At 62.6% G+C, this 24,651-nt stretch carries 29 protein-coding genes; 16 read left to right on the forward strand and 13 right to left on the reverse strand.

Annotated elements, in window-relative coordinates:
• Positions 1-7: 7 nt before the first annotated feature.
• On the reverse strand, positions 8-1,813 hold the full coding sequence (locus ACGYLO_RS05025) for an alpha/beta hydrolase (protein ID WP_271687877.1): 1,806 nt from the start codon (positions 1,811-1,813) through the stop codon (positions 8-10).
• Positions 1,814-1,863: 50 nt separating this feature from the next.
• Here ACGYLO_RS05025 and phaZ point away from each other — a divergent pair, with 50 nt between their 5' ends.
• Complete coding sequence (gene phaZ / locus ACGYLO_RS05030) at positions 1,864-3,195, forward strand: polyhydroxyalkanoate depolymerase (protein WP_271687879.1); 1,332 nt, start codon at positions 1,864-1,866, stop codon at positions 3,193-3,195.
• A gap of 9 nt (positions 3,196-3,204) precedes the next feature.
• Here the strand turns inward: phaZ and ACGYLO_RS05035 are convergent, their stop codons facing one another.
• The 3 genes from ACGYLO_RS05035 to ACGYLO_RS05045 form a co-directional block, all read right to left on the reverse strand.
• The gene (locus ACGYLO_RS05035; RefSeq protein WP_271687880.1) at positions 3,205-3,915 is read right to left on the reverse strand and encodes an alpha/beta fold hydrolase; all 711 of its coding nucleotides are present in this window, start codon (positions 3,913-3,915) and stop codon (positions 3,205-3,207) included.
• Positions 3,916-4,056: 141 nt separating this feature from the next.
• Positions 4,057-4,809 (reverse strand): alpha/beta fold hydrolase, encoded by a 753-nt coding sequence (locus ACGYLO_RS05040; RefSeq protein ID WP_271687881.1) that lies wholly within the window; start codon positions 4,807-4,809, stop codon positions 4,057-4,059.
• 51 nt (positions 4,810-4,860) lie between these two features.
• Entirely contained in the window at positions 4,861-6,147 is a 1,287-nt protein-coding gene (locus ACGYLO_RS05045) for an MFS transporter (protein WP_271687882.1), read from the reverse strand.
• A gap of 172 nt (positions 6,148-6,319) precedes the next feature.
• On the opposite strand from ACGYLO_RS05045, the gene thrS reads away from it, so the two are divergent.
• From thrS to ACGYLO_RS05070, 5 genes are all read left to right on the forward strand, one after another.
• Positions 6,320-8,266 (forward strand): threonine--tRNA ligase, encoded by a 1,947-nt coding sequence (thrS, locus tag ACGYLO_RS05050; RefSeq protein WP_271687883.1) that lies wholly within the window; start codon positions 6,320-6,322, stop codon positions 8,264-8,266.
• A 225-nt stretch (positions 8,267-8,491) separates the two neighbouring features.
• Positions 8,492-8,794 carry a DUF2282 domain-containing protein gene (locus ACGYLO_RS05055; RefSeq protein WP_271687884.1) on the forward strand — a complete coding sequence of 101 codons (303 nt, stop codon included), beginning with the start codon at positions 8,492-8,494 and terminating at the stop codon, positions 8,792-8,794.
• Positions 8,795-8,853: 59 nt separating this feature from the next.
• Positions 8,854-9,699 (forward strand): DUF692 domain-containing protein, encoded by an 846-nt coding sequence (locus ACGYLO_RS05060; protein WP_271687885.1) that lies wholly within the window; start codon positions 8,854-8,856, stop codon positions 9,697-9,699.
• Entirely contained in the window at positions 9,696-10,454 is a 759-nt protein-coding gene (locus ACGYLO_RS05065; protein ID WP_271687886.1) for a DNA-binding domain-containing protein, read from the forward strand. Before ACGYLO_RS05060 ends, ACGYLO_RS05065 begins: the two co-directional genes overlap by 4 nt.
• Complete coding sequence (locus ACGYLO_RS05070) at positions 10,451-10,984, forward strand: DoxX family protein (protein ID WP_271687887.1); 534 nt, start codon at positions 10,451-10,453, stop codon at positions 10,982-10,984. Before ACGYLO_RS05065 ends, ACGYLO_RS05070 begins: the two co-directional genes overlap by 4 nt.
• Here the strand turns inward: ACGYLO_RS05070 and ACGYLO_RS05075 are convergent.
• Positions 10,981-11,301 (reverse strand): arsenate reductase family protein, encoded by a 321-nt coding sequence (locus ACGYLO_RS05075; protein WP_271687888.1) that lies wholly within the window; start codon positions 11,299-11,301, stop codon positions 10,981-10,983. The genes ACGYLO_RS05070 and ACGYLO_RS05075 overlap by 4 nt on opposite strands.
• A 168-nt stretch (positions 11,302-11,469) precedes the next feature.
• Between ACGYLO_RS05075 and ACGYLO_RS05080 the strand changes: the two genes are divergently transcribed.
• The gene (locus ACGYLO_RS05080) at positions 11,470-11,676 is read left to right on the forward strand and encodes a cold-shock protein (protein WP_271687890.1); all 207 of its coding nucleotides are present in this window, start codon (positions 11,470-11,472) and stop codon (positions 11,674-11,676) included.
• Positions 11,677-11,730: 54 nt separating this feature from the next.
• On the opposite strand, the gene ACGYLO_RS05085 is transcribed toward ACGYLO_RS05080, so the two are convergent.
• The 4 genes from ACGYLO_RS05085 to ACGYLO_RS05100 form a co-directional block, all read right to left on the reverse strand.
• Positions 11,731-12,024 (reverse strand): hypothetical protein, encoded by a 294-nt coding sequence (locus ACGYLO_RS05085; RefSeq protein WP_271687891.1) that lies wholly within the window; start codon positions 12,022-12,024, stop codon positions 11,731-11,733.
• 83 nt (positions 12,025-12,107) lie between these two features.
• On the reverse strand, positions 12,108-13,292 hold the full coding sequence (locus ACGYLO_RS05090; RefSeq protein ID WP_271687893.1) for a cytochrome P450: 1,185 nt from the start codon (positions 13,290-13,292) through the stop codon (positions 12,108-12,110).
• 43 nt (positions 13,293-13,335) lie between these two features.
• Entirely contained in the window at positions 13,336-13,815 is a 480-nt protein-coding gene (locus ACGYLO_RS05095) for a dihydrofolate reductase (protein WP_271687895.1), read from the reverse strand.
• Positions 13,815-14,648: a thymidylate synthase gene (locus tag ACGYLO_RS05100; protein WP_271689985.1), complete on the reverse strand. Its 834-nt coding sequence runs from the start codon at positions 14,646-14,648 to the stop codon at positions 13,815-13,817. The genes ACGYLO_RS05095 and ACGYLO_RS05100 overlap by 1 nt, the downstream gene beginning before the upstream one ends.
• 223 nt (positions 14,649-14,871) lie before the next feature.
• On the opposite strand from ACGYLO_RS05100, the gene ACGYLO_RS05105 reads away from it, so the two are divergent.
• Together ACGYLO_RS05105 and ACGYLO_RS05110 are read left to right on the forward strand one after the other, a co-directional pair.
• On the forward strand, positions 14,872-15,306 hold the full coding sequence (locus ACGYLO_RS05105) for a VOC family protein (protein ID WP_067262125.1): 435 nt from the start codon (positions 14,872-14,874) through the stop codon (positions 15,304-15,306).
• 106 nt (positions 15,307-15,412) lie between these two features.
• Complete coding sequence (locus ACGYLO_RS05110; RefSeq protein ID WP_271687898.1) at positions 15,413-16,156, forward strand: DUF1194 domain-containing protein; 744 nt, start codon at positions 15,413-15,415, stop codon at positions 16,154-16,156.
• Here the strand turns inward: ACGYLO_RS05110 and ACGYLO_RS05115 are convergent.
• The 3 genes from ACGYLO_RS05115 to ACGYLO_RS05125 all read right to left on the reverse strand — a co-directional run bounded on the left by ACGYLO_RS05115 (position 16,150) and on the right by ACGYLO_RS05125 (position 17,395).
• Positions 16,150-16,650 (reverse strand): MarR family winged helix-turn-helix transcriptional regulator, encoded by a 501-nt coding sequence (locus tag ACGYLO_RS05115; RefSeq protein WP_271687900.1) that lies wholly within the window; start codon positions 16,648-16,650, stop codon positions 16,150-16,152. The genes ACGYLO_RS05110 and ACGYLO_RS05115 overlap by 7 nt on opposite strands.
• Positions 16,651-16,734: 84 nt before the next feature.
• Positions 16,735-17,001 (reverse strand): succinate dehydrogenase assembly factor 2, encoded by a 267-nt coding sequence (locus tag ACGYLO_RS05120; RefSeq protein WP_271687902.1) that lies wholly within the window; start codon positions 16,999-17,001, stop codon positions 16,735-16,737.
• The gene (locus ACGYLO_RS05125) at positions 16,994-17,395 is read right to left on the reverse strand and encodes a helix-turn-helix domain-containing protein (RefSeq protein ID WP_209219029.1); all 402 of its coding nucleotides are present in this window, start codon (positions 17,393-17,395) and stop codon (positions 16,994-16,996) included. The genes ACGYLO_RS05120 and ACGYLO_RS05125 overlap by 8 nt, the downstream gene beginning before the upstream one ends.
• An 85-nt stretch (positions 17,396-17,480) precedes the next feature.
• Here ACGYLO_RS05125 and ACGYLO_RS05130 point away from each other — a divergent pair, with 85 nt between their 5' ends.
• Complete coding sequence (locus ACGYLO_RS05130; protein WP_271687904.1) at positions 17,481-18,683, forward strand: pyridoxal phosphate-dependent aminotransferase; 1,203 nt, start codon at positions 17,481-17,483, stop codon at positions 18,681-18,683.
• 11 nt (positions 18,684-18,694) lie between these two features.
• The gene (locus ACGYLO_RS05135; RefSeq protein WP_276154291.1) at positions 18,695-19,096 is read left to right on the forward strand and encodes a hypothetical protein; all 402 of its coding nucleotides are present in this window, start codon (positions 18,695-18,697) and stop codon (positions 19,094-19,096) included.
• A 3-nt stretch (positions 19,097-19,099) separates the two neighbouring features.
• Here the strand turns inward: ACGYLO_RS05135 and ACGYLO_RS05140 are convergent, their stop codons facing one another.
• Positions 19,100-20,455, reverse strand: coding sequence for an MATE family efflux transporter (locus ACGYLO_RS05140; protein WP_271687907.1), 1,356 nt, complete (start codon positions 20,453-20,455; stop codon positions 19,100-19,102).
• A gap of 149 nt (positions 20,456-20,604) precedes the next feature.
• Here ACGYLO_RS05140 and ACGYLO_RS05145 point away from each other — a divergent pair, with 149 nt between their 5' ends.
• The 5 genes from ACGYLO_RS05145 (at position 20,605) to ACGYLO_RS05165 (ending at position 24,647) form a co-directional block, all read left to right on the forward strand.
• Complete coding sequence (locus tag ACGYLO_RS05145) at positions 20,605-21,492, forward strand: alpha/beta fold hydrolase (RefSeq protein WP_271687908.1); 888 nt, start codon at positions 20,605-20,607, stop codon at positions 21,490-21,492.
• Between the two features lie 47 nt (positions 21,493-21,539).
• On the forward strand, positions 21,540-21,788 hold the full coding sequence (locus ACGYLO_RS05150; protein WP_093926785.1) for a hypothetical protein: 249 nt from the start codon (positions 21,540-21,542) through the stop codon (positions 21,786-21,788).
• Positions 21,785-22,162 carry a type II toxin-antitoxin system death-on-curing family toxin gene (locus ACGYLO_RS05155; RefSeq protein WP_271687909.1) on the forward strand — a complete coding sequence of 126 codons (378 nt, stop codon included), beginning with the start codon at positions 21,785-21,787 and terminating at the stop codon, positions 22,160-22,162. Before ACGYLO_RS05150 ends, ACGYLO_RS05155 begins: the two co-directional genes overlap by 4 nt.
• 96 nt (positions 22,163-22,258) lie before the next feature.
• Positions 22,259-24,214 (forward strand): DNA topoisomerase IV subunit B, encoded by a 1,956-nt coding sequence (gene parE, locus ACGYLO_RS05160; protein ID WP_271687910.1) that lies wholly within the window; start codon positions 22,259-22,261, stop codon positions 24,212-24,214.
• Between the two features lie 94 nt (positions 24,215-24,308).
• The gene (locus ACGYLO_RS05165) at positions 24,309-24,647 is read left to right on the forward strand and encodes a DUF6693 family protein (RefSeq protein WP_271687912.1); all 339 of its coding nucleotides are present in this window, start codon (positions 24,309-24,311) and stop codon (positions 24,645-24,647) included.
• The last annotated feature ends 4 nt before the right edge of the window (positions 24,648-24,651 follow it).

The raw sequence follows: 24,651 nt of genomic DNA on the forward strand, positions 1-24,651 counted from the left end.
AAGGTAATCAGTCGTTTGCCTTGCGGGTCACATAGCTGCCCGGGGCATCGGCGAGAATTTCCCGGCCATCGTCGCCGGGAAACCGTGCGGGAATCATTGCCCCTGCCCGTTTGGTGAGCCACTTGCCCCACCGCGGCCACCAAGACCCTTCGTGAAAGGCGGCGGCCTCGCGCCATGCGGCGTAGTCCTGCGTGAGATCGCCGTTCACATAGTGGCCGTATTTCTTCCGATTGGGTGGATTGACGATGCCCGCGATATGGCCCGATTGCGCCATGATGAAGGTCTTGTCCTTCGAGCCCATCTGCTGCACCCCGCGGTAGCAGTCTTTCCACGGCGCGATGTGATCCGTCTCACAGGCCACGGCGCAGAGCGGCACCTCGATATCATCCAGCGTCAGCCGCTCTCCGAGAAGTTTGAAACCGCCCTCGGCCAATTCGTTTCGCTGGCAGAGACCGCGCAGGTATTGCATTGCCATCTGCCCCGGCAGATTGGCCCCGTCGCCGTTCCAATAGAGCAGGTCAAAGGCCGGGGGCGTCTCGCCCATCATGTAGCTGCGCACGGCGGGGCCATAGACCAGATCGTTGGAGCGCAGGAATGAGAAGGTGCGCGCCATGACGACCGAGGGCAAAATGCCCTTATCCGCCGTCTCGGCCTCGATCCCGTCGATGAAGTCATTGGTGAGGAAGGGCTGAAACTCCCCCTGATCCGAGAAATCGGTGAGCGCGGTGAAGAAGGTCGCGGATTTGATCGAGCTATCGCCACGTTTTTTCAACAGCGACAGGGTCAGCGCCAGTGTGGTGCCGGCGATGCAATAGCCCACCACGTTGAGGCGCTTTTCCTGAGTGATCGCCTTCACCTCTTCAATCGCGGCGAGGTAGCCCTCTTCGACGTAATCCTCCATGCCGATCTGGGCATAGCTGGCATCGGGGTTCACCCATGAGACGATGAACAGCGTGTGCCCCTGATCGACCAGCCATTTGACGAGACTGTTCTGCGCCTTGAGGTCGAGAATGTAGAACTTGTTGATCCACGGCGGGAAGATCAACAGCGGGGTTTTATGGACCTCTTCGGTGCTGGGGGAGTATTGGATCAACTCGAACATGCGGTTGCGAAACACCACCTTGCCCGGCGTGGTGGCGATGTTGCGGCCCAGCTCAAAGGCGCTGTCATCCGCCAGTTTCACGACCAGCTCGCCGTTATTGGCCTCCAGATCCGCGATCAGGTTCTCCAGACCTTTCACGAGGCTCTCGCCCTCGGTCTCCACCGCGCGTTCCAACACATCGGGATTGGTGGCGAGGAAGTTGGTCGGGGACATCATCGCGATGATCTGCTGGCTGAAATAGACCAGCCGCTTCTTCTCGGCCGGGTCCATGTCTTGGGCATCTTCGACCGCTTGGCGCAGCGCCTCGGCGTTGATCAGATACTGCTGTTTGATGAAGTTGAAATAGGGATGCGTTTGCCACAGCGGGTTGGCGAAACGTTTGTCGGTCGGCGCGTCCTCTTCAACCGGGGCCAAACCGCCCTTGGCCAGCGCCTGCTGCGCCTCGACGAAATGCGCGACCGATTTGGTCCAATAGCCCATCTGATGCTCCATCAAACGGGCCGGATTGGTCATCGCCTCGGCCCAGTAAGACTGTGCCGCCTTGGCGAAAAGCTGTTGGTTCGGCGCGTCCAACGCAGGCTGATGTCCTTCGCGCTGCGCCATCACACGGGTCAGGCGCTGGCTTAATTCTTCAACCTTTTTCAAGTTTTGCGCCATACGAGACAGGGCTTGAGGCTCGGCAATCTCGGGATTCTCGGATTCTGTTGTCATCTTAACCCTTACCTCCTATCTTCGCAGGTGCAGCATAAAGGAGCCCCCACATGCGCTATATGGCCACCTACGACATGATGGAGTCCATCCGGAACACCAATCAATGGCTCGGCGCTTCTGCGCTTGCTATGGCATCCTACCCGGCTTTCTCTCTGTTTCCAAACCCTGCGATGGAATGGCTCGCCGCTTGGGGTGAGGTGACGGAACGGACCTTTGCCCGCATGGTCGTGAAACCCGATTGGGACATCCCCCCGGTGGTCGGCCCCACGGGGCAGGACTGTCTGGTCAGCATCGAGCCTGTGATGGAACGGCCCTTTGGCGATTTGCTTAAATTCTCGGTCCAAGGCCGCAAAGAGACGGGCCGCAAGGTTCTTTTGGTCGCGCCGATGTCGGGTCATTACGCCACGCTGCTCCGTTCCACTGTGATCTCCCTGCTGCCTGATTGCGACGTCTATGTGACGGACTGGCACAATGCGCGTGATATTCCAGTTAGTGCGGGGAAGTTCGACATCGAGGATTATACGCTCTACCTCGTTGATTTCATGCATCACCTTGGCCCTGACACCCATGTGATCGCGGTCTGTCAGCCTGCGCCGCTGACGCTGGCCGCCACTGCCTATCTGGCCGAGGAAGCGCCCGAAGCACAGCCGCGCACGCTGACGCTGATCGGCGGACCGATCGATCCCGATGCTGCACCTACAGACGTGACCGATTTCGGCCATAGCGTGACCATGGGCCAGCTTGAGCAGATGATGATCCAGCAGGTCGGCTTCAAATACGCGGGCGTGGGGCGCAAGGTCTATCCGGGGCTGTTGCAGCTTACTTCTTTCATTTCGATGAATAATGACACCCACCGCGATGCCTTTGCCAATCAGATCACCCGCGTGGCGCAAAAGACGGCGCATGAGCATGACAAGCACAACAAGTTCTACGACGAATACCTCGCCGTGATGGACATGCCGGCGGAGTTCTACCTCTCGACCGTCGAGCGGATTTTCAAAGAGCGCGAGATCGCGCGCAACGTCTTTACCGTGGCGGGCCGTCAGGTCGACATCGGCAAGATCACCACCGTGGCGGTCAAGACGGTCGAGGGCAGCAAGGACGACATTTCGGCCCCCGGCCAGTGCATCGCGGCGCTTGATCTGCTGACCGGGCTACCGGATGCCAAGAAGGCCAGCCATCTTGAGCAGGGGGCGGGCCATTACGGGATCTTCGCGGGCAAAAGCTGGCGCAACAACATCCGGCCCTTGGTGCTTGACTTTATCGACGCGAACAACGGCACGCCTGAGCCACAGAGCCCTGCGCCCCAAACCCCCGAGCTGCAAAAGCCCGCCTCTCAGAAACCCGAGGCCAAGAAAAGCGATAAACCCGCAGCGGCCTGACCCGCTGCCCTATTGCAGCACCAGAGGTTGATGCAGCCAGTCGCGCAGCGCGGCGGTGGTCGCCTCTGGCTGCTCTAGGCTGGGCAGATGGCCCGCGTCTTCGAGCACCGTCAGCTTGGCATAGGGGATCATCTCGGCCATGAAGGCATGGCGTTTGACCGGGCAGAGCGCGTCATGCTCCCCACAAAGCACCAGCGCGGGCACCTTGCACTTGCGCAGCACCGCCTGTTGATCGCGCCGCCGTTGCAAAGCGCGGGATTGGCGGACGAAGACATCGCCGCCCAGCGTCTCGGCCATCTCCATCGCGCGGGTCAGCACCTCGCCCCGCCCCTTGCCGGGGGCGAGGAAACCATTGGCCATCCGTGCCTGCATCGCCTCCCCCAGCTTGCCCGATTGCGCCATGATGATCTGCGGTTCACGGTCCGCGGCAATGGCGGGCAATTCGGCCAGCACTTGGGTCGCCAAGAGGGCGATACGGCTGATCCGGTCGGGCGCGCGGCGCAGCAATTCCAGCGCCACCACACCGCCCATGCCCTGCCCCACCAGCGCGAAACGCGGCGGCAGTTGATCCAACAGGCCCGAGGCAATCTCTTCGATCCGTTCGCCTTGGGTGATCGGGGCCAGCACCACGGTCCCGCGCGGGGAGAGCGCTTGGATCTGCGGCGTGAAGACACGCGCGTCGCACATCATGCCGGGCAGCAGAACGATCGGCTCAGCCATTGGGCAGGCTCCGGTGCGGTATGCGATTGAAATAACGTGGTTTCATGCCGTCCCCCTTGGGTTTGGCGGTCTCTTAGCATGGGTGGTTTCGGGGGGCAGCGGGACGCGGGCGCGTCGGCGGTTCCATGCCCGCGCCCTTGGTCACCCCGCGATGCCGGAGACCGTGTTGATCGCCTCGACGATCATCGCCAGACAGCGCGCGTCCGAGAACCGGTGATCGGCATCCTTGACCAGCGTCAGTTGCATATCGGGGCTCTGCGCATGCTCCAACAGCCGCACCGCCGTGGCCGTGCTGACGGCGGTGTCCGCCGTGCCCTGCAACAGGCGCACGGGGAACGGCAGGCTCAGCGGGTCGCGCAGCACCAACCGCGCGCGCCCGTCCTCGATCATCCGGCGGGTGATGACGTAGGGCTCCATATAGTCCGACGGCAATTCGACCAGCCCGACCTCTTCCAACGCCTGTTTTTGCGCCTCGGTGAAATTCGCCCAATAGCCATCTTCGGTGAAATCGGGCGCCGCGGCGATGCCGACCAACCCGGCGATCCGCTCGGGCAGATGCCGCGCCAAGAGCAGCGCCTGCCAGCCGCCCATGGAGGAGCCGACGACGATCAGCGGCCCCTCGGTCAGCGCCGCGACCGCGGCCAGCGTGTCTTCGTGCCAATCGCCAATGCACCCTTCGGTGAATAGGCCCGACGATTCCCCATGGCCCGAATAGTCGAAGCGCAGAAAGGCGCGCCCCTCGGCCCGGGCCCAGTCTTCAAGATAGACCGCCTTGGTCCCCATCATGTCGGACTTCAGCCCGCCCAGAAACACCACGCAGGGCCCCGCCCCTTCGGTCTTGTGATAGGCGATGCGCCGCCCCTGCGGCGTGTCGATGAATTTGCTGTCTGCCATGCTGCCTCCGTCGTTCGTCCAATCATGGGCATCGCGGCGGATGAGGGCAAGTCAGTCCTCGGCCAGATGCTCAACCTCCGGCAGCCAATGGGCCAACACGGCGGCGGCCAGCGCCATGACGGCAAAAAGCATCAGCGTTGCTTGCGCCCCGATCAGCGCGGCCCCGCCGCCCAGCACGCCCGCCAGCAGCAAGAGCAGCCCGATCACCGTATTGCTGACGGCAGCATAGGCGGCGCGTTGGTCTTTCGGGGCCATATCGACCAGATAGGTCGACCGCCCCTGCCGCACGCCGTGATAGGCGATCATCAGGATGAAGAGCACGGCAGGCATCGCCCAGACCGCCTGCGCCAGACCAAGGAACCACAGCCCCACCGCCAGCGCCATCGCCACTGCGCCAACGATGCCGGTCAGCATCAGCACACGGCGGCTCGACATATCCGACAGCCGCCCCCAGACGTAGGAGCTGACCAAAGACGCCAGCGCCGAGGCCAGCACCAAGGCCCCCAATTGGCCCAACTGCTCACTCTCTGACGAGCCCGCGAGCACCACCAAATAGGGCGGCGCCAGCGCGGTAGAGACCAAGAGCCCGCGCACCAGAATGAAAAGCCACAGTTCCCGGTTGCCGCGCAGCAGTTTGAAATCCACGCCATCGGCCTCTTCGGTCTCGCTCGGCGTTTCCATGATTGTCGAGAACAACAGCGCCGCGCCGATCCATAGCGCCGCCGCCAGCGCGATGGCCGCCACGACGACACCCCGACTTTGAAAAAGGCCCGACATCAAAAGCCCCGCAAAGATCACCACCCCGACCGAGGAGACCGACCCCGCCAAGCCGGTCACCGATCCGCGCCGGGTCTTGCCCACTGTCTTGCCTAGAATTTCCTTGAACGACACCGAACAGGCCGCGCGGCAAACGGCGAGCAGCGCCAGCGCGGCGCAGACCGCATAGCCCGCCGTGCCCCCCTCAAGGCTCAGCGCAGCAAGGGCGATCAGCCCCGCCGCCACCCCCTGCCCGACCGATCCCCAGACCCAAGCCCATTTGCGCCGCGCCATGCGCTGCACCACGCCCGCCAGCGCGATCTGCGGCAAAAGCGACCCGGCCTCGCGGATCGGCACCAAGGCGCCCGCGAAAACCGCAGGCGCGCCGAGGGCGCTCAACAGCCAAGCCAAGACCAGTTTCGGGTCGATCAGACCATCGGCCACTTTGGTCATCGACAGCGACACGATATGGCGCAGCCCGTTGCGCGCCTCGGCCTGCTGCGCCTTGTCGTCCAACCCCGGTGCCGGGTCGTCCGCCCCCGAAATCGTCTCGAATGCGCGCTGCGCCGTGTCGTCTTGCATCTGACCGATCCTCGTTGTTGCCCGCCTGACATAGCGCGCCATCGCCATGCCGCAACTTTCCCCAAGTGGCCCCGCTTGCATTGACAAGCCGCGCCCGCCCCGCCACATAGGCCCAACACATAACCCGCAACCGGGCGTCTCGTAGGCGCCAAACCGACGAGGAGCGCCCAAGATGGCCCAAATCTCCCTCACCCTTCCCGATGGCAACAGCCGGCAGTACGACGCCGGGATCACCGCTGGTGAAGTGGCTGCCGATATCTCTAAATCGCTCGGCAAAAAGGCCATCAGTGCCACCGTGAACGGCGCGCATTACGATCTGGCTTGGCCGATCGAAACCGACGCCAGCATCGCAATCCACACCATGGCCGACGAAGAACAGGCCAACGAGCTGGTGCGCCACGACCTTGCGCATATCATGGCCCGCGCCGTGCAGGAAATCTGGCCCGACACCAAGGTCACCATCGGCCCGGTGATCAAGGATGGCTGGTATTACGACTTCGACCGCGCAGAGCCCTTCACTCCTGAGGATCTCGGCCTCATCGAGAAAAAGATGAAGGAGATCATCAACAAGCGCGACCCAGTCCGCACCGAGGTCTGGGACCGCGCCCGCGCGATCAAACATTACGAAGACCTGAACGAGCCCTATAAGGTCGAGCTGATTGAGGCGATCCCCGGCGACGAGCCTCTGCGCATGTATTGGCACGGCGATTGGCAAGACCTCTGCCGTGGTCCGCACCTGCAACACACCGGCCAAGTGCCGGGCGACGCTTTCAAACTGATGTCCATCGCCGGCGCCTATTGGCGCGGCGACAGCAGCCGCGCCATGCTCCAGCGCATCTACGGCGTGGCCTTCACCGGCAAGGAGAAACTGCGCGCCCATCTCAACATGCTGGAGGAAGCCGCCAAACGCGACCACCGCAAGCTGGGCAAGGAAATGGGCCTGTTCCACATGCAGGAAGAGGCACCCGGTCAGGTCTTCTGGCACCCCAACGGCTGGCGCATCTACACCACCCTGCAAGATTACATGCGGCGGATGCAGGACCGCGACGGCTATGTCGAGGTGAACACCCCGCAGGTCGTGGACCGCAAGCTGTGGGAAAAATCCGGCCACTGGGACAAGTATCAAGAGAACATGTTCATCGTCGAAGTCGACGAGGACCATGCCCGCGAAAAGGCGGTGAATGCGCTCAAGCCGATGAACTGCCCCTGCCACGTTCAGGTCTTCAACCAAGGTCTCAAATCCTACCGCGACCTGCCGCTGCGCATGGCCGAGTTCGGCTCTTGCGCGCGCTACGAGCCTTCGGGCGCGTTGCACGGCATCATGCGGGTGCGCGGCTTTACCCAAGACGACGGGCATATTTTCTGCGCCGAGGATCAGATCACCTCGGAAACCGCGAAGTTCATCGCCTTCCTGTCCAAAGTCTATGCCGACCTCGGCTTCCATAACTGGACCATCAAACTCTCCACCCGCCCCGAAAAGCGGATCGGCTCGGACGAGACCTGGGACCACATGGAACAGGCGCTTGGCGATGCCTGCAAGGCCGCGGGCTATGACTTCGAGGTGCTGGAGGGCGAAGGCGCCTTCTACGGCCCGAAGCTGGAGTTCACCCTGACCGACGCCATCGGGCGCAACTGGCAATGCGGCACCCTGCAAGTCGACGCGAACCTGCCCGAACGGCTGGAGGCGAGCTTCATCGGGCAGGACGGCAATAAGCATCGCCCCGTGATGCTGCACCGCGCCACCCTGGGCAGTTTCGAGCGGTTCATCGGTATCCTGATCGAGGAACACGCCGGCAAGCTGCCCTTCTGGATCGCGCCGCGGCAGGTCGTTGTGGCCTCCATCACGTCCGAGGCTGATGACTATGTGGCAGAGGTCGTGGAGACATTGCGCGCCGCCGGCGTCCGCGCCGAGGCGGACATGCGCAACGAGAAGATCAACTACAAGGTCCGCGAGCATTCGCTGGGCAAGGTGCCGGTAATCCTCGCCGTGGGCGCGCGCGAAGTCGAAGAGCGCACGGTCTCGGTGCGGCGTCTGGGGCAAAAGCAGACATCCGTAAAGCCGCTCGACGCACTCACCGCCGAACTGGCACAGGACGCGACCCCGCCTGACCTGCGCTAAAGCGCTGTAACAAACATGCGCTCCGGCGGGTTTGCGGGCAATATGCCCCCTGCCTGCCGGAGCGTTTTTGTAACAATCCCTCCCTTCCTGCGCGGGATCATTACAACTTTCGCCGTTTTTCCGCGTGAATTCTGACGGGACTGTGACACACTCGCTCGTGACTGGCTTGTGAGCGAACGGGCTGCTCTAGTAAGCCTGTCAACACCGTCAGGAAGGGAAATGACAATGTCCAATACACTCAAGACCGCCGCCATCGCAGGGGCCGTCGCGGCCGCACTCGGCAGCCACGCCACCACCGCAACCGCCGCCTCGCAAGAGAAATGCTACGGCGTGTCGCTGGCTGGTGAGAACGACTGCGCCGCTGGCCCCGGCACGACCTGCGCCGGCACCTCCGTGACCGACTACCAGGGCAACGCATGGACCCTCGTCGACGAAGGCACCTGCGCCGAGATCGACCTGCCCGCCATGGCCGACGGGACCGAGCGGACCGGCTCTCTGGAGCCGCTCGACCGCGACCTGCCCGCTTAATCAAAGCGGTCCGGGCGGCACCCGCCCGGACCCTGCCCCGCCCCATGCCGGAGGCCGATATGCGCGACGATACCCCCCCTCTCACCACGCTGCCCAATGCCCCCGGGGTCGGATATAAATCCCGGCACTTCGATGGTTTGATGGCCGATCCCGGCCAGGTCCGCTGGATCGAGGTGCATGCCGAGAACTACATGGGCGACGGTGGCCGCCCCCATGCGCAGCTGCGTGCCTTGCAGGAACGTTTTGCCCTGTCGGTTCATGGCGTCGGCCTGTCGATCGGCGGCGAAGGCCCCCTCGACACCGACCATCTCGCGCGGCTCAAGACCCTCTGTGACCGAACCCAGCCCGCGTCCTTCTCCGAACATCTGGCGTGGTCGACCCATGGGATGGAGTATCTCAACGACCTCCTCCCCCTGCCCTATACCGAGGAAACGCTGACACGCGTCGCCGCGCATATCAATCAGGTGCAAGACGTCTTAGGGCGGCAAATGCTGCTCGAAAACCCCTCCAGCTACCTCGCATTCGAAGAATCTGACTTGTCCGAAACTGACTTTTTGGCAGAGGTCATCGCGCGAACCTCCTGCGGGCTCTTGCTGGATGTCAACAATGTCTTCATTTCGGCCACCAACCTCGGCCTATCGCCGCAGGGCTACATCGACGCCTTCCCGACAGACCATGTGGGGGAGATCCATGTGGGCGGCCATGACGACGACACCGACGATCACGGCGCGCCGCTGTTGATCGACAGCCATGGCAAAGAGGTCGTCGATCCGGTCTGGGACCTGCTCAGCTACACGCTGGCCCAAACCGGTCCAAAGCCGGTACTGGTCGAGTGGGACAATGACGTGCCCGACTGGCCCGTCCTGCGGGCCGAAGCCAATCGCGCCGCCGAGGTTCTGGCGTGACCGACCAGCACAGTTTTCGCGCGGGGCTGCTTGACCCCGCACGCCCCGCCCCCGCGGGGCTGCGCGATGGCAAGGGGCAACCGGCGGGCGCGCGTTATGGCGTCTATCGCAACAATGTCACCCATTCCCTGATCGCGGCCCTCGAAGTGGCCTTTCCGCTGGTGCGCAAGCTGATCGGTGCCCGCAATTTTGCCGAACTCGCGCCGCGCTATGTCCGAGCGCATCCGCCGAAATCGCCGATGATGATGCATTATGGCGCGGATTTCCCGGGGTTCATCGCAGGTTTCGCGCCACTGGCGAGGATCGGCTATCTCGCCGATGCCGCAAGGCTCGACCTCGCGCTGCGGTCCTCCTACCACGCCGCCGACGCGGCACCGCTGGATCCGCAGACCTTCGAGGCGCTCCCTCCCGATGCGCTGATGGGGGCCAAGCTGACCCTCGCCCCCGCGACCCGCCTTCTGCGATCAGATTGGCCGCTTTTTGACATCTGGCGCTATAATTTCACCGAGAACGCGCCCAAGCCGCGCAACGTGGCGCAGGACGTGGTGATCACCCGCCCCGCCTATGACCCCGCCCCGCATCTGACACCGCCCGGCGCGGCGCAATGGTTCGGTCACCTTGCCGAGGGGCGGACCTTCGGGGCGGCCCATGAAGCCACAGTCGGTGCCGCACCTGAGTTCGACCTCGCCGCCGCCCTAGGCTTTGCCCTGAGCCACGGCGTCTTCAGCGCGATTTCCGTGGAGGAAAGCCAATGACCCGATTTCTGCCCCTTTACCGCACCACCGCCGACCGACTGGAGCGGGCCGACTGGCTGCTTCCGACCCTTGCCCGGTTCCTCTTTGCCGCGGTGTTGCTGGTCTACTTCCTGAACGCCGGTCTAACCAAACTCGGCCCCGGCCCTTTAGGCATCTTCACCCCCTCCACCGGGGCCTACGCCCAGATCTTCCCTCGCGTTTTCGAGGCGGTCGGTTATGACAGCGACGCGCTTGGGCTGTTTCACTGGCTCGTCGTCGTCGCCGGAACAGTGGCGGAGTTCATCCTGCCCCTGCTTATCGTCATCGGCCTGCTGACCCGGCTGGCCGCGCTGGCGATGGTGGGCTTTGTCGTGGTGCAATCGCTGACCGATCTCTACGGCCACGGCAGCGCCCTCGGCGCGTGGTTCGACCGTTTCCCCGACGCCCATATCCTCGACCAGCGGGCGCTCTGGGTCTTCTTGCTTTTGGTGCTGGTCATCAAAGGGGCCGGCCCCCTGTCACTGGACCGGCTCATGACGGGCCGCGGTTAAAGCATCGCTCGAACGTCAGCTTCTATCTCTTTGTTCCACCCCAGAAATAGCCGATCACCCACCGCAATCAGGGGCCGCTTCATCAGGGCCGGATGGGCTTTAATCAGGGCCAGCGGCTCTTCCTTGCGGGCCGCGCCATCCAGCCCGCGCCAGGTTGTCGAACGGGTGTTGAGCAAGGCCGCACCAAACTGCGCGTGGGCCTTCTCCAAGACCGCTGTGGGCACGCCCTCCTCCCGCACATCGACCAATTGCGCCTCTGGCAGCGCCTTTTTCGCCTTGCGACAGGTGTCGCAATTTTTCAGCCCATAAATTAGCACATCCGTCTCCCTCAGCCTCGCGATCCCGCGCCCATTTGCGGATCTCGCAGCTGATCGCTTGATTTTTTTCCAGTCCGCGCGATCTTTCTATTATGGCGGGTCGCAATTCAATCGCTTTCGCCATTCTGCTGGACGCAGAGACGCAAAGACAAAGGAGGCGCGGAGATTATGCCAACTGGCACCGTGAAATGGTTTAACACCACCAAAGGCTACGGGTTCATCGCCCCCGAAAGCGGCGGTAACGATGTATTTGTTCATATTTCGGCGGTCGAACGGTCTGGCCTGACCGGCTTGGCGGACGATCAAAAGGTCAGCTATGAATTGACCGAAGGCCGCGACGGACGGCAGATGGCCACCGACCTCGCGCCGCTCTAGCCACGATATTGCAAGAAAATACCCGGCGTCCCGCGCCGGGCGTTGCTTGAAAGATCAGTTATACGAACAGCCCTTGGTCCCAACCGGGCAAGGCACGCGGGCTGAACGGCGCGGTGTGACCACGCGGTGACGGCGCTGCACGGGGTGCGCCTTGACCTCAGCATAGGTCATGGTCTGGTTCGGCGTGCCGCAGCAGATCGCCCCGCCAAGGGACACCGGCTGCAGCCCCGCCGGGCAATAATTTGCGGAACTGGGATAGGCGTAGACCTTGGGCTCTGCCGAGACCTGACCGGCCAGCCCGGCTGAAAGCAGCCCTGCCGCCACTGCAATAGCTGTCGTTACACGCATGATAACCCTCGTAATTATGTATAATATTAACGAAGATTGCCGGGGCGATTTCTTTTAGTCCAGTCTTTTATGGCAGGCCCGCTTTAGTTCAGCCGGGCCGGAAGGGTTGCATAGCCGTGAAAGCGGATGCGCCCGCCCCCTTGGCGCGCCGCGCTAATTTCATAATCCGGGTAGCGGTTCAGAAAGCGTTGAAGCGCGATCTTCCCTTCCATCCGCGCCAAGGTCAGCCCCACGCAGACATGCGGGCCACCGGCAAAGGCCAGATGCCGATTGGGCTTGCGCTCGATATCGAATTTTGTCGGCGCCTCAAAGACTTCCGGGTCGCGGTTCGCAGCGCCGATACAGAGATGCAGGTTGCTGCCCGCGGCAATCTCGACCCCGCCGATGGTGACCGGGGCCGTGGTTTCCCGGTTGCCGAATTGATTGGGCGAGCGGAAGCGCAGCACCTCTTCGATACAAGGCCCGATCAGAGCAGGCTCGGCCAGCAGCCGGGCCTTTTGGTCGGGATGGTCATGCAGCAGCGCAAGGGCGCTGCCGATCAGATTGGTCGTCGTCTCATGGCCCGCGTTCAGGATGAAAATACAGTTTTGGATCAACTCGATCTCGGTCAGCTGCCCCCCGTCATCCCCCGCGATCAACCGGGTCAACACATCGGTTTCAGGATCCCCCGGCGCGGCCCGGCGCCGCGCGATGAGGTCTTGCAGATAGGCTTTGAACTCGCGCACCGCGGTATGGCCCGCCTCAAGTTCTGCATCGCTCAAGGTCGGCTCCAGCGCGCCGAGGATCGCCAGCGACCAATTGCGAAGCGGGCCACGCTCTTCCATCGGCACGTCCAGCAGGTTGCCGATGATCTGCACCGGGATGCAACTGGCATAGTCCTCGATCAGGTCCGGCGTGGGGCTCAGCCCCTCAAGCAGCCGGTCTACCGTGTCGATCAACCCCGGCTCCATCCGCGCCAGCGCCTTGGGCGTGAGGGCCGAGGTCATGATCCGCCGCACGCGGGTATGCAAAGGCGGGTCATTGAAAACGAGGCTGGTGGTGTGATGTTCGAACAAGGGGCTGCCGGGGCCGAATTTCGGGGCAAAAGCGAGTTTCTTGTCCGAGATATAAAGCGTGGTGTCGCGGTAGATCGCGTTCAGATCCGCATGGCGGCAAATCAGGACCGAGCCGTCAGGCTGGCGCAGCATCGGGGCCTCGCGCAGCAGGCGGTCGTAATGGGGGAACGGGTTCTCGACAAACCCTTCGGGCGGTGCGGATAGATCAAACATGGCCCGCAGTGATGCCCGCCGCGCGGCCTATGTCAATGGCCGGTCAGCAGCGGCGCAGCCACTCCCGCGCGACGGCACGTGGACCGGATGTGCGCAGGCAAAGGTTGCCCAATTCGATCCATTCGTCTGGGTCGAATTCGGGAAAGAACGCATCGGCGCCGTCGATTTCCACATCCACTTCGGTCACCAAAAGCCGGTCCGCAAGGGGCAAAAGCGCACGGTAGATGCCTTCGCCGCCGATGCCGTAGACCCGGCGATAGCCCTCTGCCGCGCAATAGCCCAAAGCGGCTTGCGGGTCGCGCGCCACATGGACGCCCTCGACCTCGCTGCTGGAGACGACGCAATTCAGCCGGTTTTTCAACGGCTTGAAGGGCAAGCTCTCCCAGGTACGGCGTCCCATGATGATGGCCCCGCCGGTGGTTTCACGCTGAAAGAATTTCAGGTCTTCGGGCAGCGACCAAGGGATATCCCCGTCTTTGCCAATGGCTCCGTTGCGGGCGCGGGCGACGATCAGGCTCAGCATCAGACGGCCACCGGCGCTTTGATCGCGGGGTCGGGGTCATAGCCTTCGAAAGTGAAATCCTCATAGCGGAAATCGAAGATCGAACTGACCTCGCGGTTGATCCGCAGCTTGGGCAGCGGTTTTGGCGTGCGCGCAAGCTGGGTCTCTACCTGTTCCAGATGGTTGGAGTAGATATGCGCGTCGCCCATGGAATGCACGAAATCACCCGGCGCGTAGCCGGTGACATGGGCGAGCATTTCCAAGAGCAGCGCGTAGGAGGCGATGTTGAACGGCACGCCGAGGAACATATCCGCCGAACGCTGGTAAAGTTGCAAATGCAGCTTGCCGCCCGCGATACGCACCTGCCAGAGCGTATGGCAGGGCGGCAGCGCCATCTGGTCCACCTCGCCGGGGTTCCACGCCGAAACGATCAGGCGGCGGCTGTCGGGGGTCTTGCGGATCGCCTCGACCAGTTTGGCGATCTGATCGACCTGCCCGGCCTGATGCAGCACCGTGCCATCGGGCTGGGGCATCGGTTCGCCCACCATCGGGAAACGCCGCCACTGGTGGCCGTAAACCGGGCCGAGATCGCCGTTTTCATCGGCCCATTCATCCCAGATGCGTACACCGTTTTCCTTGAGATAGGCAATGTTCGTATCCCCGGCGAGGAACCACAAAAGCTCATGCACGATGGATTTTAGATGCAGCTTTTTCGTGGTGACCAGCGGAAAGCCATCGGCCATCCGGTAACGCTGCTGCATCCCGAAATGAGAGATCGTCCCCGTTCCCGTGCGATCGGTCGAGGTCACCCCCTGCTCCAGCACTTCGCGCAGCGCATCATGGTACTGTTTCACGCGGGCTTCCTCATCATTCGTGGCGGTTGCTTCTGCATAGCCTTCCGGGCCCTCGGCCTCAAGCCGATCAACAGACATCGCCCGCCCACTTTGACACCGCCGGTTTCGCCCCTAAACTCCACCGCGAAGCGCGAAGGGTTGATTTGCCCCCGCCCGCTTTGAACGACATTCAAGCTTGGAAGGGGCGCCGCCCCGTTCAGGCCAGCCAACCAAAGGAAAACCGATGCCCATCAAATACCTGCACACCATGGTGCGCGTGAAAGATCTCGACGCCTCCATCGCATTTTACAAACTTCTGGGCCTTGTCGAGCGCCGCCGCATCGACAACGAAGGGGGCCGTTTCACGCTGGTTTTCCTCTGCCCCCCGGGCATGGACGACGGTCACGCCGATGTTGAGCTGACCTACAATTGGGACGGCGACGACGCGCTGCCCAGCGACAGCCGCCATTTCGGCCACCTCGCCTATACGGTCGAGAACATTTATGAGACCTGCCAGCACCTGCAAGACAACGGCGTGACCATCAACCGCCCGCCGCGCGACGGGCGCATGGCCTTTGTCCGCTCGCCCGACAATATTTCCGTCGAACTGCTGCAAGAGGGTGACGCCCTGCCCGCGCAGGAGCCATGGGCCAGCATGGAAAACACCGGCCATTGGTAAGGGGTAGCCCCCGCGCCGCCCCGGCGCTGGTGATTGTAGCGCGGAGGGCTTTTCCGCCTCCCGCGCACGAGCCGCGTTTTTCTGATGCCCTGCCGAAGGCAGAGAGATGATCCGCGCCGCCCTCGCCCTTTCTCTCACCCTATCAGGCTCGCAATGGGCCGAGGCCGCCTGTCGGCAGGCGCTGGCCTTGGGGCTGGACGTTTCCGGTTCTGTCGATGCGCGGGAGTATCGGTTGCAGATGGGCGGTTTGGCCGAGGCGTTGGACGATCCGCGCCTGCGGGACGCTCTGCTGGCGCAGCCCGGAGATCACGTCGATCTGATGGTCTATGAGTGGAGCGGGTCCAGCGATCAGCGGGTGATACTGCCTTGGACGTCTCTGCGCGATGCGGCTACGCTTGACGATGCCATTACCCTTTTGCGCAGCACCGAGCGGATTGCGGCCTCTCCCGGCACGGCCTTGGGCGATGCGATGCAATTCGGCGCGCGGCAGTTGGCGACGCGTTCGGACTGCCGGAAACACACGCTGGATATTTCGGGCGATGGTATCTCGAACTTCGGCCCGCGGCCCCGGGATATACGCGACAGTCTGCAAAACACGCCCCTTGGGCCACAAGGGCTGATCATCAACGGCTTGGTGATCGGCGCGAAATACGCGGGCCTTGACGACGATGGGCAAGCCGAGGTCGGCGCGTTGGCGTCATACTACCGGGCCGAAGTCGTCCTCGGCCCCGGGGCATTCGTTGAGAAGGCAGAGGGGTTCGAAGATTACGCCCGCGCCATGACGCAAAAACTGCTGCGTGAATTGGACGGGCGGGCCTATGCCCACCTCCCCCCTGCCCGCGATCAGTAGATATAGCGGATCTGGTCCGTCCAATACCGCTCCATCCGTTTGAGCGAGCGGGTGATATCCTCGATCCCCGCATCCCCCAAGACGCCCTTGTTTTCCATCCCATCCGCATGGCGCGAGAAAAGATCGGCGACCACATCGCGGATATAGCGCCCCTTTTCGGTCAGCCGCACGCGCACGGATCGGCGATCAATCTCGCAGCGCTGGTGGTGCATATAGCCCATTTCGACCAGTTTCTTGAGGTTGTAGCTGACGTTGCTGCCCTGATAGTAACCGCGGCTTTTAAGCTCTCCCGCGGTCACTTCATTATCGCCTATATTGAACAAAAGCAGCGCCTGCACCGCGTTGATCTCCAACACGCCGACGCGTTCGAATTCGTCCTTGATCACGTCCAGCAGCAAGCGGTGCAACCGCTCGACCAAAGACAGGGACTCAAGATAGCCTGCCATGAAACCCTTTATGGCCATCGGCTGCGTGGCGGGGTCTTGAATGCTCATGCGAAATCTCCGGTTCACTTTGTTTGAACCGGAAACTCGCTAAAAAATCAGAATAATTCGTTAAACCCTTTCGGGTTTTCTGAATTAGCCTCGCGCCTCGGCCAATTGCCCGCGGATATCCGCGATCAAAGCCGCATATTCGGCAGGTACCTCGGCCTGTCCGCTGACCCAAAGATAGAGGTCGTGGTCATTCTCGTTCAGCACCTGGTCGTAAAGCGTGAGGCCCGCGTCATCCATCTGCGGCAACCGCGCCTCGGCATAGGCCGAGAGGATCAGGTCCATCTCCTTGATGCCCCGGCGCATAGAGCGCATTTGCAGGCGTTTGATCCGGTGTTCGGGGGCTTCAGCCATCTGCGGGCTCCGTCATGAGGCGCCGAATGCGCTTTTCCAATTTGCCGACAGTCTCGGCCTTTTTCAGCAGGTCGCTGCGCAGGGCGCGCATATCGGCCAGCACCTCTTCGAGGTCGACACGGCGCGCGGTCTCGCCCGCTTCGGGGGCATCGACGCCCTCCCCTTCGCCCGTGATCAACCACATCATCGAGACATTGAGCAGCCCCGCCAGCATCGACAGCCGGTTGGCGCGCGGCTCTGACAGGTCGTCTTCCCAGCCGCGCAGGGTGGACAGGCGCACGCCCAGCCGTTTGGCCAACATCGCCTGTGTCATGCCGGTCTGTTCGCGGGCCGCCGCGACCCGGTCGCCAAAGGTGGCGGCCTCGGGGCCGTACCAGTCAATCTCGTCGGTCATGCTTTATCTCCTGCCAGACACCCTTGCCGGGTGCGGGGACGCCCCCTATGAACGTGGAGATATTCATAAGCAACCCGAGGCTGAAATGGAACTGCTGTCCGCGACCCTTGATCGGGTCAAACCGTCGCCCACCATCGCCGTCACCACCAAAGCGGCAGAACTCAAGGCCGCAGGGCGCGACATCATCGCGCTTGGCGCGGGCGAGCCGGATTTCGACACGCCGCAGAACATCAAAGACGCAGCCGTGGCCGCGATCAACGCGGGCAAGACGAAATACACCCCCGTCGACGGCATCCCCGAATTGAAACAGGCGATCTGCGCCAAGTTCAAGCGCGACAACGGCCTCGACTACACGCCCGCACAGGTCAGCGTCGGCACCGGCGGCAAGCAGATCCTCTACAACGCGCTGATGGCCACGATGAACCCCGGCGAAGAAGTCGTGATCCCCGCGCCCTATTGGGTCAGCTACCCCGATATGGTGCTCTTGGCAGGCGGCACGCCGGTCATTGCCCCCGCGACGCTGGAGAATGATTTCAAGCTCACCCCCGAGGCACTGGAAGAGGCGATCACGCCCAAGACCAAGTGGTTCATCTTCAACTCACCCTCAAACCCCACCGGGGCAGGCTACAGCCGCGACGAGCTGAAGGCGCTCACCGATGTGCTGATGCGCCACCCGCATGTCTGGGTGATGACGGACGACATGTATGAGCACCTCGCCTACGATGGTTTCGAGTTCTGCACGCCTGCGCAGGTGGAACCCGCGCTCTACGACCGCACGCTGACGGTCAATGGCGTGTCGAAAGCCTATGCCATGACCGGCTGGCGCATCGGCTATGCCGCAGGGCCGGAAAAGCTGATCGGTGCAATGCGCAAGATCCAGTCGCAGAGCACGTCAAACCCCTGTTCGGTCAGCCAATGGGCCGCTGTGGAAGCGCTCAACGGCACGCAGGATTACATCGCCGAAAACAACGAGACTTTCGTGCGCCGCCGCAATCTGGTGGTTGAGATGCTCTCGGCCATCGAGGGCATTACCTGCCCCACGCCCGAGGGGGCGTTTTACGTCTATCCCTCCATCGCCGGGCTGATCGGCAAGTCCTCGGCGGCGGGCACCAAGATCACGGATGACGAGGCTTTCGCCACCGCTTTGCTTGAGGAGACCGGCGTTGCGGTCGTCTTTGGCGCGGCCTTCGGGCTTTCGCCGAATTTCCGGGTCAGCTACGCTACTTCAGATGAGGCGCTGAAAGAGGCGTGCAGCCGCATCCAGAGCTTCTGCGCCGGGCTAACGTAAGGGACAACACCATGGCGGGCGATCTTCCCGACTATTACTTCAGGGTCCGCGAGAATGGCGCGGCGGTGTTTCGGCTGGATGCCGCGAACCGCCAGCGCCGGATCGAGATGGAGCAGATCGCCGTCGTCAACATCCGCAACGGAGAGGTAAAGCCCCATGGGCAGCACCGTTTGACCGAGGCCGATCAGGCCGAGATTGCCCGCTGGACCAAGGCCCGCCGCGTGACCCTTGCGGCGCGCGAGATCGATGACATCCGCCGCGCGGTGGAGCATCTGAACCTCACCACCCAATGGGCGCAGTCCCGCGCCACGGATGCCGAGCTTGAGGCGGTGACGGATGAGTTGCTGCTGGCCATGCACGACCTGCGCAGCACGCTGGTACGCAAAAAGGCGGATCGGATGGACCGGGGCTGACGCTTAGACCGCCAGCCGCTTCACGATCACACCCCAGAACCGCGCATTCAGCAGCAGCCCGGCCACGGCCAGCCCCGCCACCAACCCGGCCCAGATGCCCATCGCTCCGAAGCCCAGCACAAAGCCCAGCAGGTAGGAGCAGGGCATGCCGACGATCCAATAGCTGACCGCGGCCATGACCATCGGCACTTTGGTATCCTGCACCCCGCGCAACAGACCAAGGGCTACCACCTGCGCCCCATCGACCAGTTGGAACAGCGCCGCCATCACCAGAAGGCCGGTGCCGATGGCAAGGATCTCGGCCCGCGCAGGCTCATTCTCTTGCATGAAGACCGAGATCAGCGGCTCGGGGTAGCCGACGAAACCGATCATAGTGATCAGCGCAAAGACCAGCGACAGGACCAGCACGATCACCGCGCCGCGCTTCATATGCGGCACGTCGCGGCGGCCATAGGCATTGCCCGCGCGGATCGTGGCGACATTGCTCAGCCCCAGATGCACCATGAAGGTCAGTGAGGCGAGTTGGATCGCGATGCCATGTGCGGCCAGCGGGATCGTCCCCAGCCAGCCCATCATCAGCGAGGAGGCGGCGAAAAGGCCGACTTCGCTCAGCGTGGTCAGGCCAATCGGCAGGCCCAGCGTAAACACCCGCAGCAACATCTGCCCGTCCACCCGCCAGAGGCGCACGAACAGGCTGTGCTGCGGCAGGGCGATCAGCACATAGATCACCACCCCGATCAACGAGACGCATTGCGTCGTGACCGAGGCCACAGCCGCCCCCATCACGCCAAGCTCCGGCGCGCCCCAGTTGCCGAAGATCAGCGCGTAATTCGCCAACGCATTGACCCCGGCGGCCAGCAGGGTGATCCACAGCACCACCTGCGTGCGCTCCAACGCAGCGAGGTAGGATTTCAACACCATCACCAAAAGCGCGGGCAGAATCCCCCAGCCCGCCACTTTGAGGTAATCGCCCGCCCGGTCAGCAAGGTTCGGCCCCTGCCCCAAAAGGTCCAGCACCGCGGGCGACCAGATCATCGCGGGCAGCGCGATCATGGCGAACCCCACCGAGAGCCACAGCCCCATGCGCGTGGCGCGGCGCAGGCCGATCTCGTCATCCTCGGCGTCATAGGCGGCCACCAAGGGCATCACCGCCATGGCAAAGCCCGAACCAAAAATGAACAGCACGAAGAAATAAGTGCTGCCCAGAACAACCGCCGCCAGTGCCTCGACCGAATACCAGCCGAGCATGACGGTATCGGTCACGCCGATGGCCATCTGTGCCAGATGCCCGCCGATCAGCGGCAGGCCGAGTGTCAGGATCGCCCGGACGTGATTGCGGTTGGTCATAGTCTTGCTCATGGCCCAAGCCTTACGCCGGGTCGCTGCAAAGGGGAAGTGCGGTTTTTACGCTCTGCCATGGGTTTGCGCGGCGTCGATGCCACTGTTTTGCCATGAAATCCTTGCGTCCGCGGCCCTTAACAGCAAAGCTGATGGCAGGAGGGCTCGCGATGGAACCGACACGGACCGAAACCCGCCGATTGAACGGTCAGGAGATTTTCATTCGCCACTGGGGCGATGAGAGCCTGCCGCCGTTGTTGATGCTTCACGGTTTTCCCGAATACGGCGGCGCGTGGCGTGATCTGGCACCGCTGTTGAGCCAAGACTTCCACTGCATCGCCCCCGACCAGCGCGGCTATGGCCAAAGCAGCGCGCCCGAGGGGATCGAACCCTATGCGATGGCGCATCTCATGGCCGATATGGCCGCTTTGATCGGCGACAGGCCGGTGACCGTCTTGGCACATGACTGGGGGGCCTCCGTGGGCTACGCTTTGGCGATGTTCCGGCCTGAGCTGGTGGCCCGGCTGGTCGTCCTCAACGGCGTGCATCCCGTGCCGTTTCAGCGCGCCATGGCCGCAGGCGGTGCGCAGTCGCGCGCCTCGCAATATATTAACGCCCTGCGCGCCGAAGGCAGCGCGGTGCGGTTGGCGCGGGACGATTTCGCGGGCCTGCTCGACCTCTTTTCCGCCCATATGGACCTCAGCTGGCTGACGCCCGCGCGGCTTGAGGACTACCGCGCGGAATGGGGGCGGCCGGGGCGGCTCAGGGCGATGATCAACTGGTATCGCGCCTCCCCCCTGCAAGTCGCCGCGCCCGGCAAGCCCCTACGCGACCTGCCAGAATTCCCGGTCGACCGTTTGCGCATCACCTGCCCGCATCTGCTGATTTGGGGAACGGAGGACACCGCCCTTCTGCCCGAAGCCACCGCCGGGTTGGAGGCTTTCGCGCCGGACCTCACCCGGGTCGAGATCGAAGGGGCGGATCACTGGCTGCACCACCAAAAGCCGTCGGAGGTCGCGGCGGCGGTGCTGGACTGGAGCAGGCAGCGGCCCTTGTAAAATGGGCGAAATAATGTATATTAAGATATGCATTCAGGAGCCGCGCCATGACCCGCATTCACACCAACCACATCGCCACCATGACCGAGATGCGCGAGCCGCATAAGGTATTGGAACGCTCGGGCGGCAAGCCCGTGGCGGTGATGAAGAACTCGCGCTGCGTGGGCTATTTCGTACCCGCCGAGGCGACGTTGCAAGAAGAGCCGCGTGTGGCCACGCTGGATGAGGTGATGGAGAGCATTGCCCGCAGGAAGCACATCAATCAGCCCGTTCTGGACTACCTCAAAGATAAATGACCTATGTGCTGCTTTCACCTGACCTCGTCGTCAAAATTCACGATTCCGCACTGAACCCAGGCGAGTTGGCCGGCATGGCCTTGGACAAATCGCTAGAAGGGGCATTGGCGCGGGTCGATAACCGGCTAGTCTACGGCATGATCGAAGATGTTTTCGACCTTGCCGCGGCCTATTGCGTGGCAGTTGCCACCGGGCATGTCTTTAACGACGCCAACAAGCGAACCGCGCATCTCGTTCTCGATATCTGCCTTGATCTCAATGGGGTGCAGCTTGACCACGAAACCATCGAGGCAGGCGATCTGATCCGCGAAGTGGCCCAAGGCCGCATCGATGAAGAGACCCTTGCCGATTGGCTGCGCGCCAAAGCTGGCTGACCGGGGCAAAACAGCAGCCCAAGACAAACCCGCGATTGCCCCCGGCGCGCGGGGCTGTCAAAATGGCCCCCACCCACAAACAAAGAGCAGGCCCGCATGACCGACCTTCTTTCCGGCCAGGAACCCACCGAATACGATGCCTCCTCCATCGAAGTGCTGGAGGGGCTGGAGCCCGTCCGCAAACGTCCCGGCATGTATATCGGCGGCACCGATGAGCGCGCGCTGCACCATATGGTGGCCGAGGTGCTCGACAACTCGATGGACGAGGCTGTCGCGGGCCATGCCAACCGGATCGAGGTGGAGTTGAACGCCGATTACTCGGTCACCATCCGCGACAACGGCCGCGGCATCCCGATCGACCCGCACCCGAAGTTTCCCGACAAATCTGCGCTCGAGGTGATCCTCTGCACCCTGCACGCGGGCGGCAAGTTCTCGGGCAAGGCCTATCAGACCTCGGGCGGTCTGCACGGGGTTGGCGCTTCGGTGGTCAACGCGCTCAGCGATTCCATGGTCGTACAGGTCGCGCGGAACCGTGAACTCTTTGAGCAACGCTTCTCGCGCGGCATCCCGCAGGGCCCGGTGGAGAAGATCGGCGCGGCCCCCAACCGCCGGGGCACCACCGTGACCTTCCACCCCGACGAACAGATTTTTGGCGCGCACCGCTTCAAACCCTCGCGCCTGCTCAAGATGGTCCGCTCCAAGGCCTATCTCTTCTCCGGCGTCGAGATCCGCTGGAAGTCCGAGATCGAAGACGGCGACACGCCGATGGAGGCGACCTTCCACTTCCCCGGCGGCCTGGCCGACTACCTGCGCGAGACGCTGGGCAAGGCCACGACCTATGCCGAGAACCCTTTTGCGGGCACCGTCGAGTTCCAAGAGCGCTTTGGCGTGCCGGGCAAGGTCGAATGGGCGATCAACTGGACGCCCGCGCGCGACGGTTTCATCCAGTCCTACTGTAACACCGTCCCCACGCCCGAGGGCGGCACCCATGAAAGCGGCTTCTGGGCCGCGATCCTGAAAGGCATCCGCGCCTACGGCGAGTTGGCCAACAACCGCAAGGCCAAGGACATCACCCGCGACGACCTGATCACCGGGGGTTGTGCGCTGGTCTCCTGCTTTATCCGCGAGCCGGAGTTCGTGGGCCAGACCAAGGACCGTCTGGCCACCACCGAGGCGCAGCGGCTGGTCGAAAACGCGGTGCGCGACCATTTCGACAACTGGCTGGCGGCGGATACGAAATCCGCGGGCGCGATCCTCGACTTTCTGGTGCTGCGCGCCGAGGAGCGGATGCGCCGCAAGCAGGAGAAAGAAACCGCCCGCAAATCCGCCACCAAGAAACTGCGCCTGCCCGGCAAGCTGACCGATTGCACCAGCAAATCGCGCGAGGGCACGGAGCTTTTCATTGTCGAGGGCGACAGCGCCGGCGGCTCCGGCAAGGGTGCGCGCAACCGCGAGAAACAAGCGCTGCTGCCGCTTAAGGGCAAGATCCTCAACGTGCTGGGCGCTGCCTCCAGCAAGCTGACGACCAATGCCGAGATCAACGACCTTTGCGAGGCGCTTGGCGTCGGCATGGGCACCAAGTTCAACCTCGACGATCTGCGCTATGACAAGATCATCATCATGACCGACGCCGACGTCGACGGCGCGCATATCGCCTCGCTTTTGATGACCTTCTTCTTCACCCAGATGCGCCCGCTGATCGATGCCGGGCATCTGTATCTCGCCTGCCCGCCGCTGTTCCGCCTCACCCAAGGTGCAAAACGGGTCTATTGCCTTGATGAGGCTGAGAAAAACATGTGGTTGGAGAAGGGCTTGGGCGGGAAAGGCAAGATCGACGTCAGCCGCTTTAAGGGTCTGGGCGAGATGGACGCGAAGGACCTTAAGGAGACCACGATGGACCCCGAGACCCGCAAGCTCATCCGCGTGACCGTGGACGAGGACGTGCCGGGCGAGACCGGGGATCTGGTGGAGCGGTTGATGGGGAAGAAGCCGGAGATGCGCTTTGCTTATATTCAGCAAAATGCGCAGTTTGTGGAGGAGTTGGATGTTTGAGGGGGCTGAAAAGAGCCAACCCGAAGCTTAAGTTGAGTTTGACCGAAGAAAACAACTATGGGAATAGTTACTTTTTTAACTGAGGTAATTTCCCATGACCCTAAACGGCTATAAGCTTAAATGCGATTTTTCGGTTGGGGAAGCGATAGGCCAAATCATCATTTGGATTCTGCTTTCCGTTATAACTTTTGGTTTGGCTTTGTTCGTCCTGCCTTATTACTTTTTGAAGGCGCCGATGAACCGATCCACCTTGGTCGACCCTGCGGGAAACACTGTGGGGAAGATCAATGTTGAAGTCTCTTTCGCGGACATCATAGGGCACGCATTGTTCTGGCTTCTACTGTCGATCATCACATTAGGCTTGGCGTATTTTGTTTACTGGCCTGCTGTGATCAAACGACTGCTTAATGCCGCTACAATTCGGCCTCTTTAAACGT

Source organism: Sulfitobacter sp. 1A13353 (assembly GCF_043557255.1).
Lineage (GTDB): Bacteria > Pseudomonadota > Alphaproteobacteria > Rhodobacterales > Rhodobacteraceae > Sulfitobacter > Sulfitobacter faviae.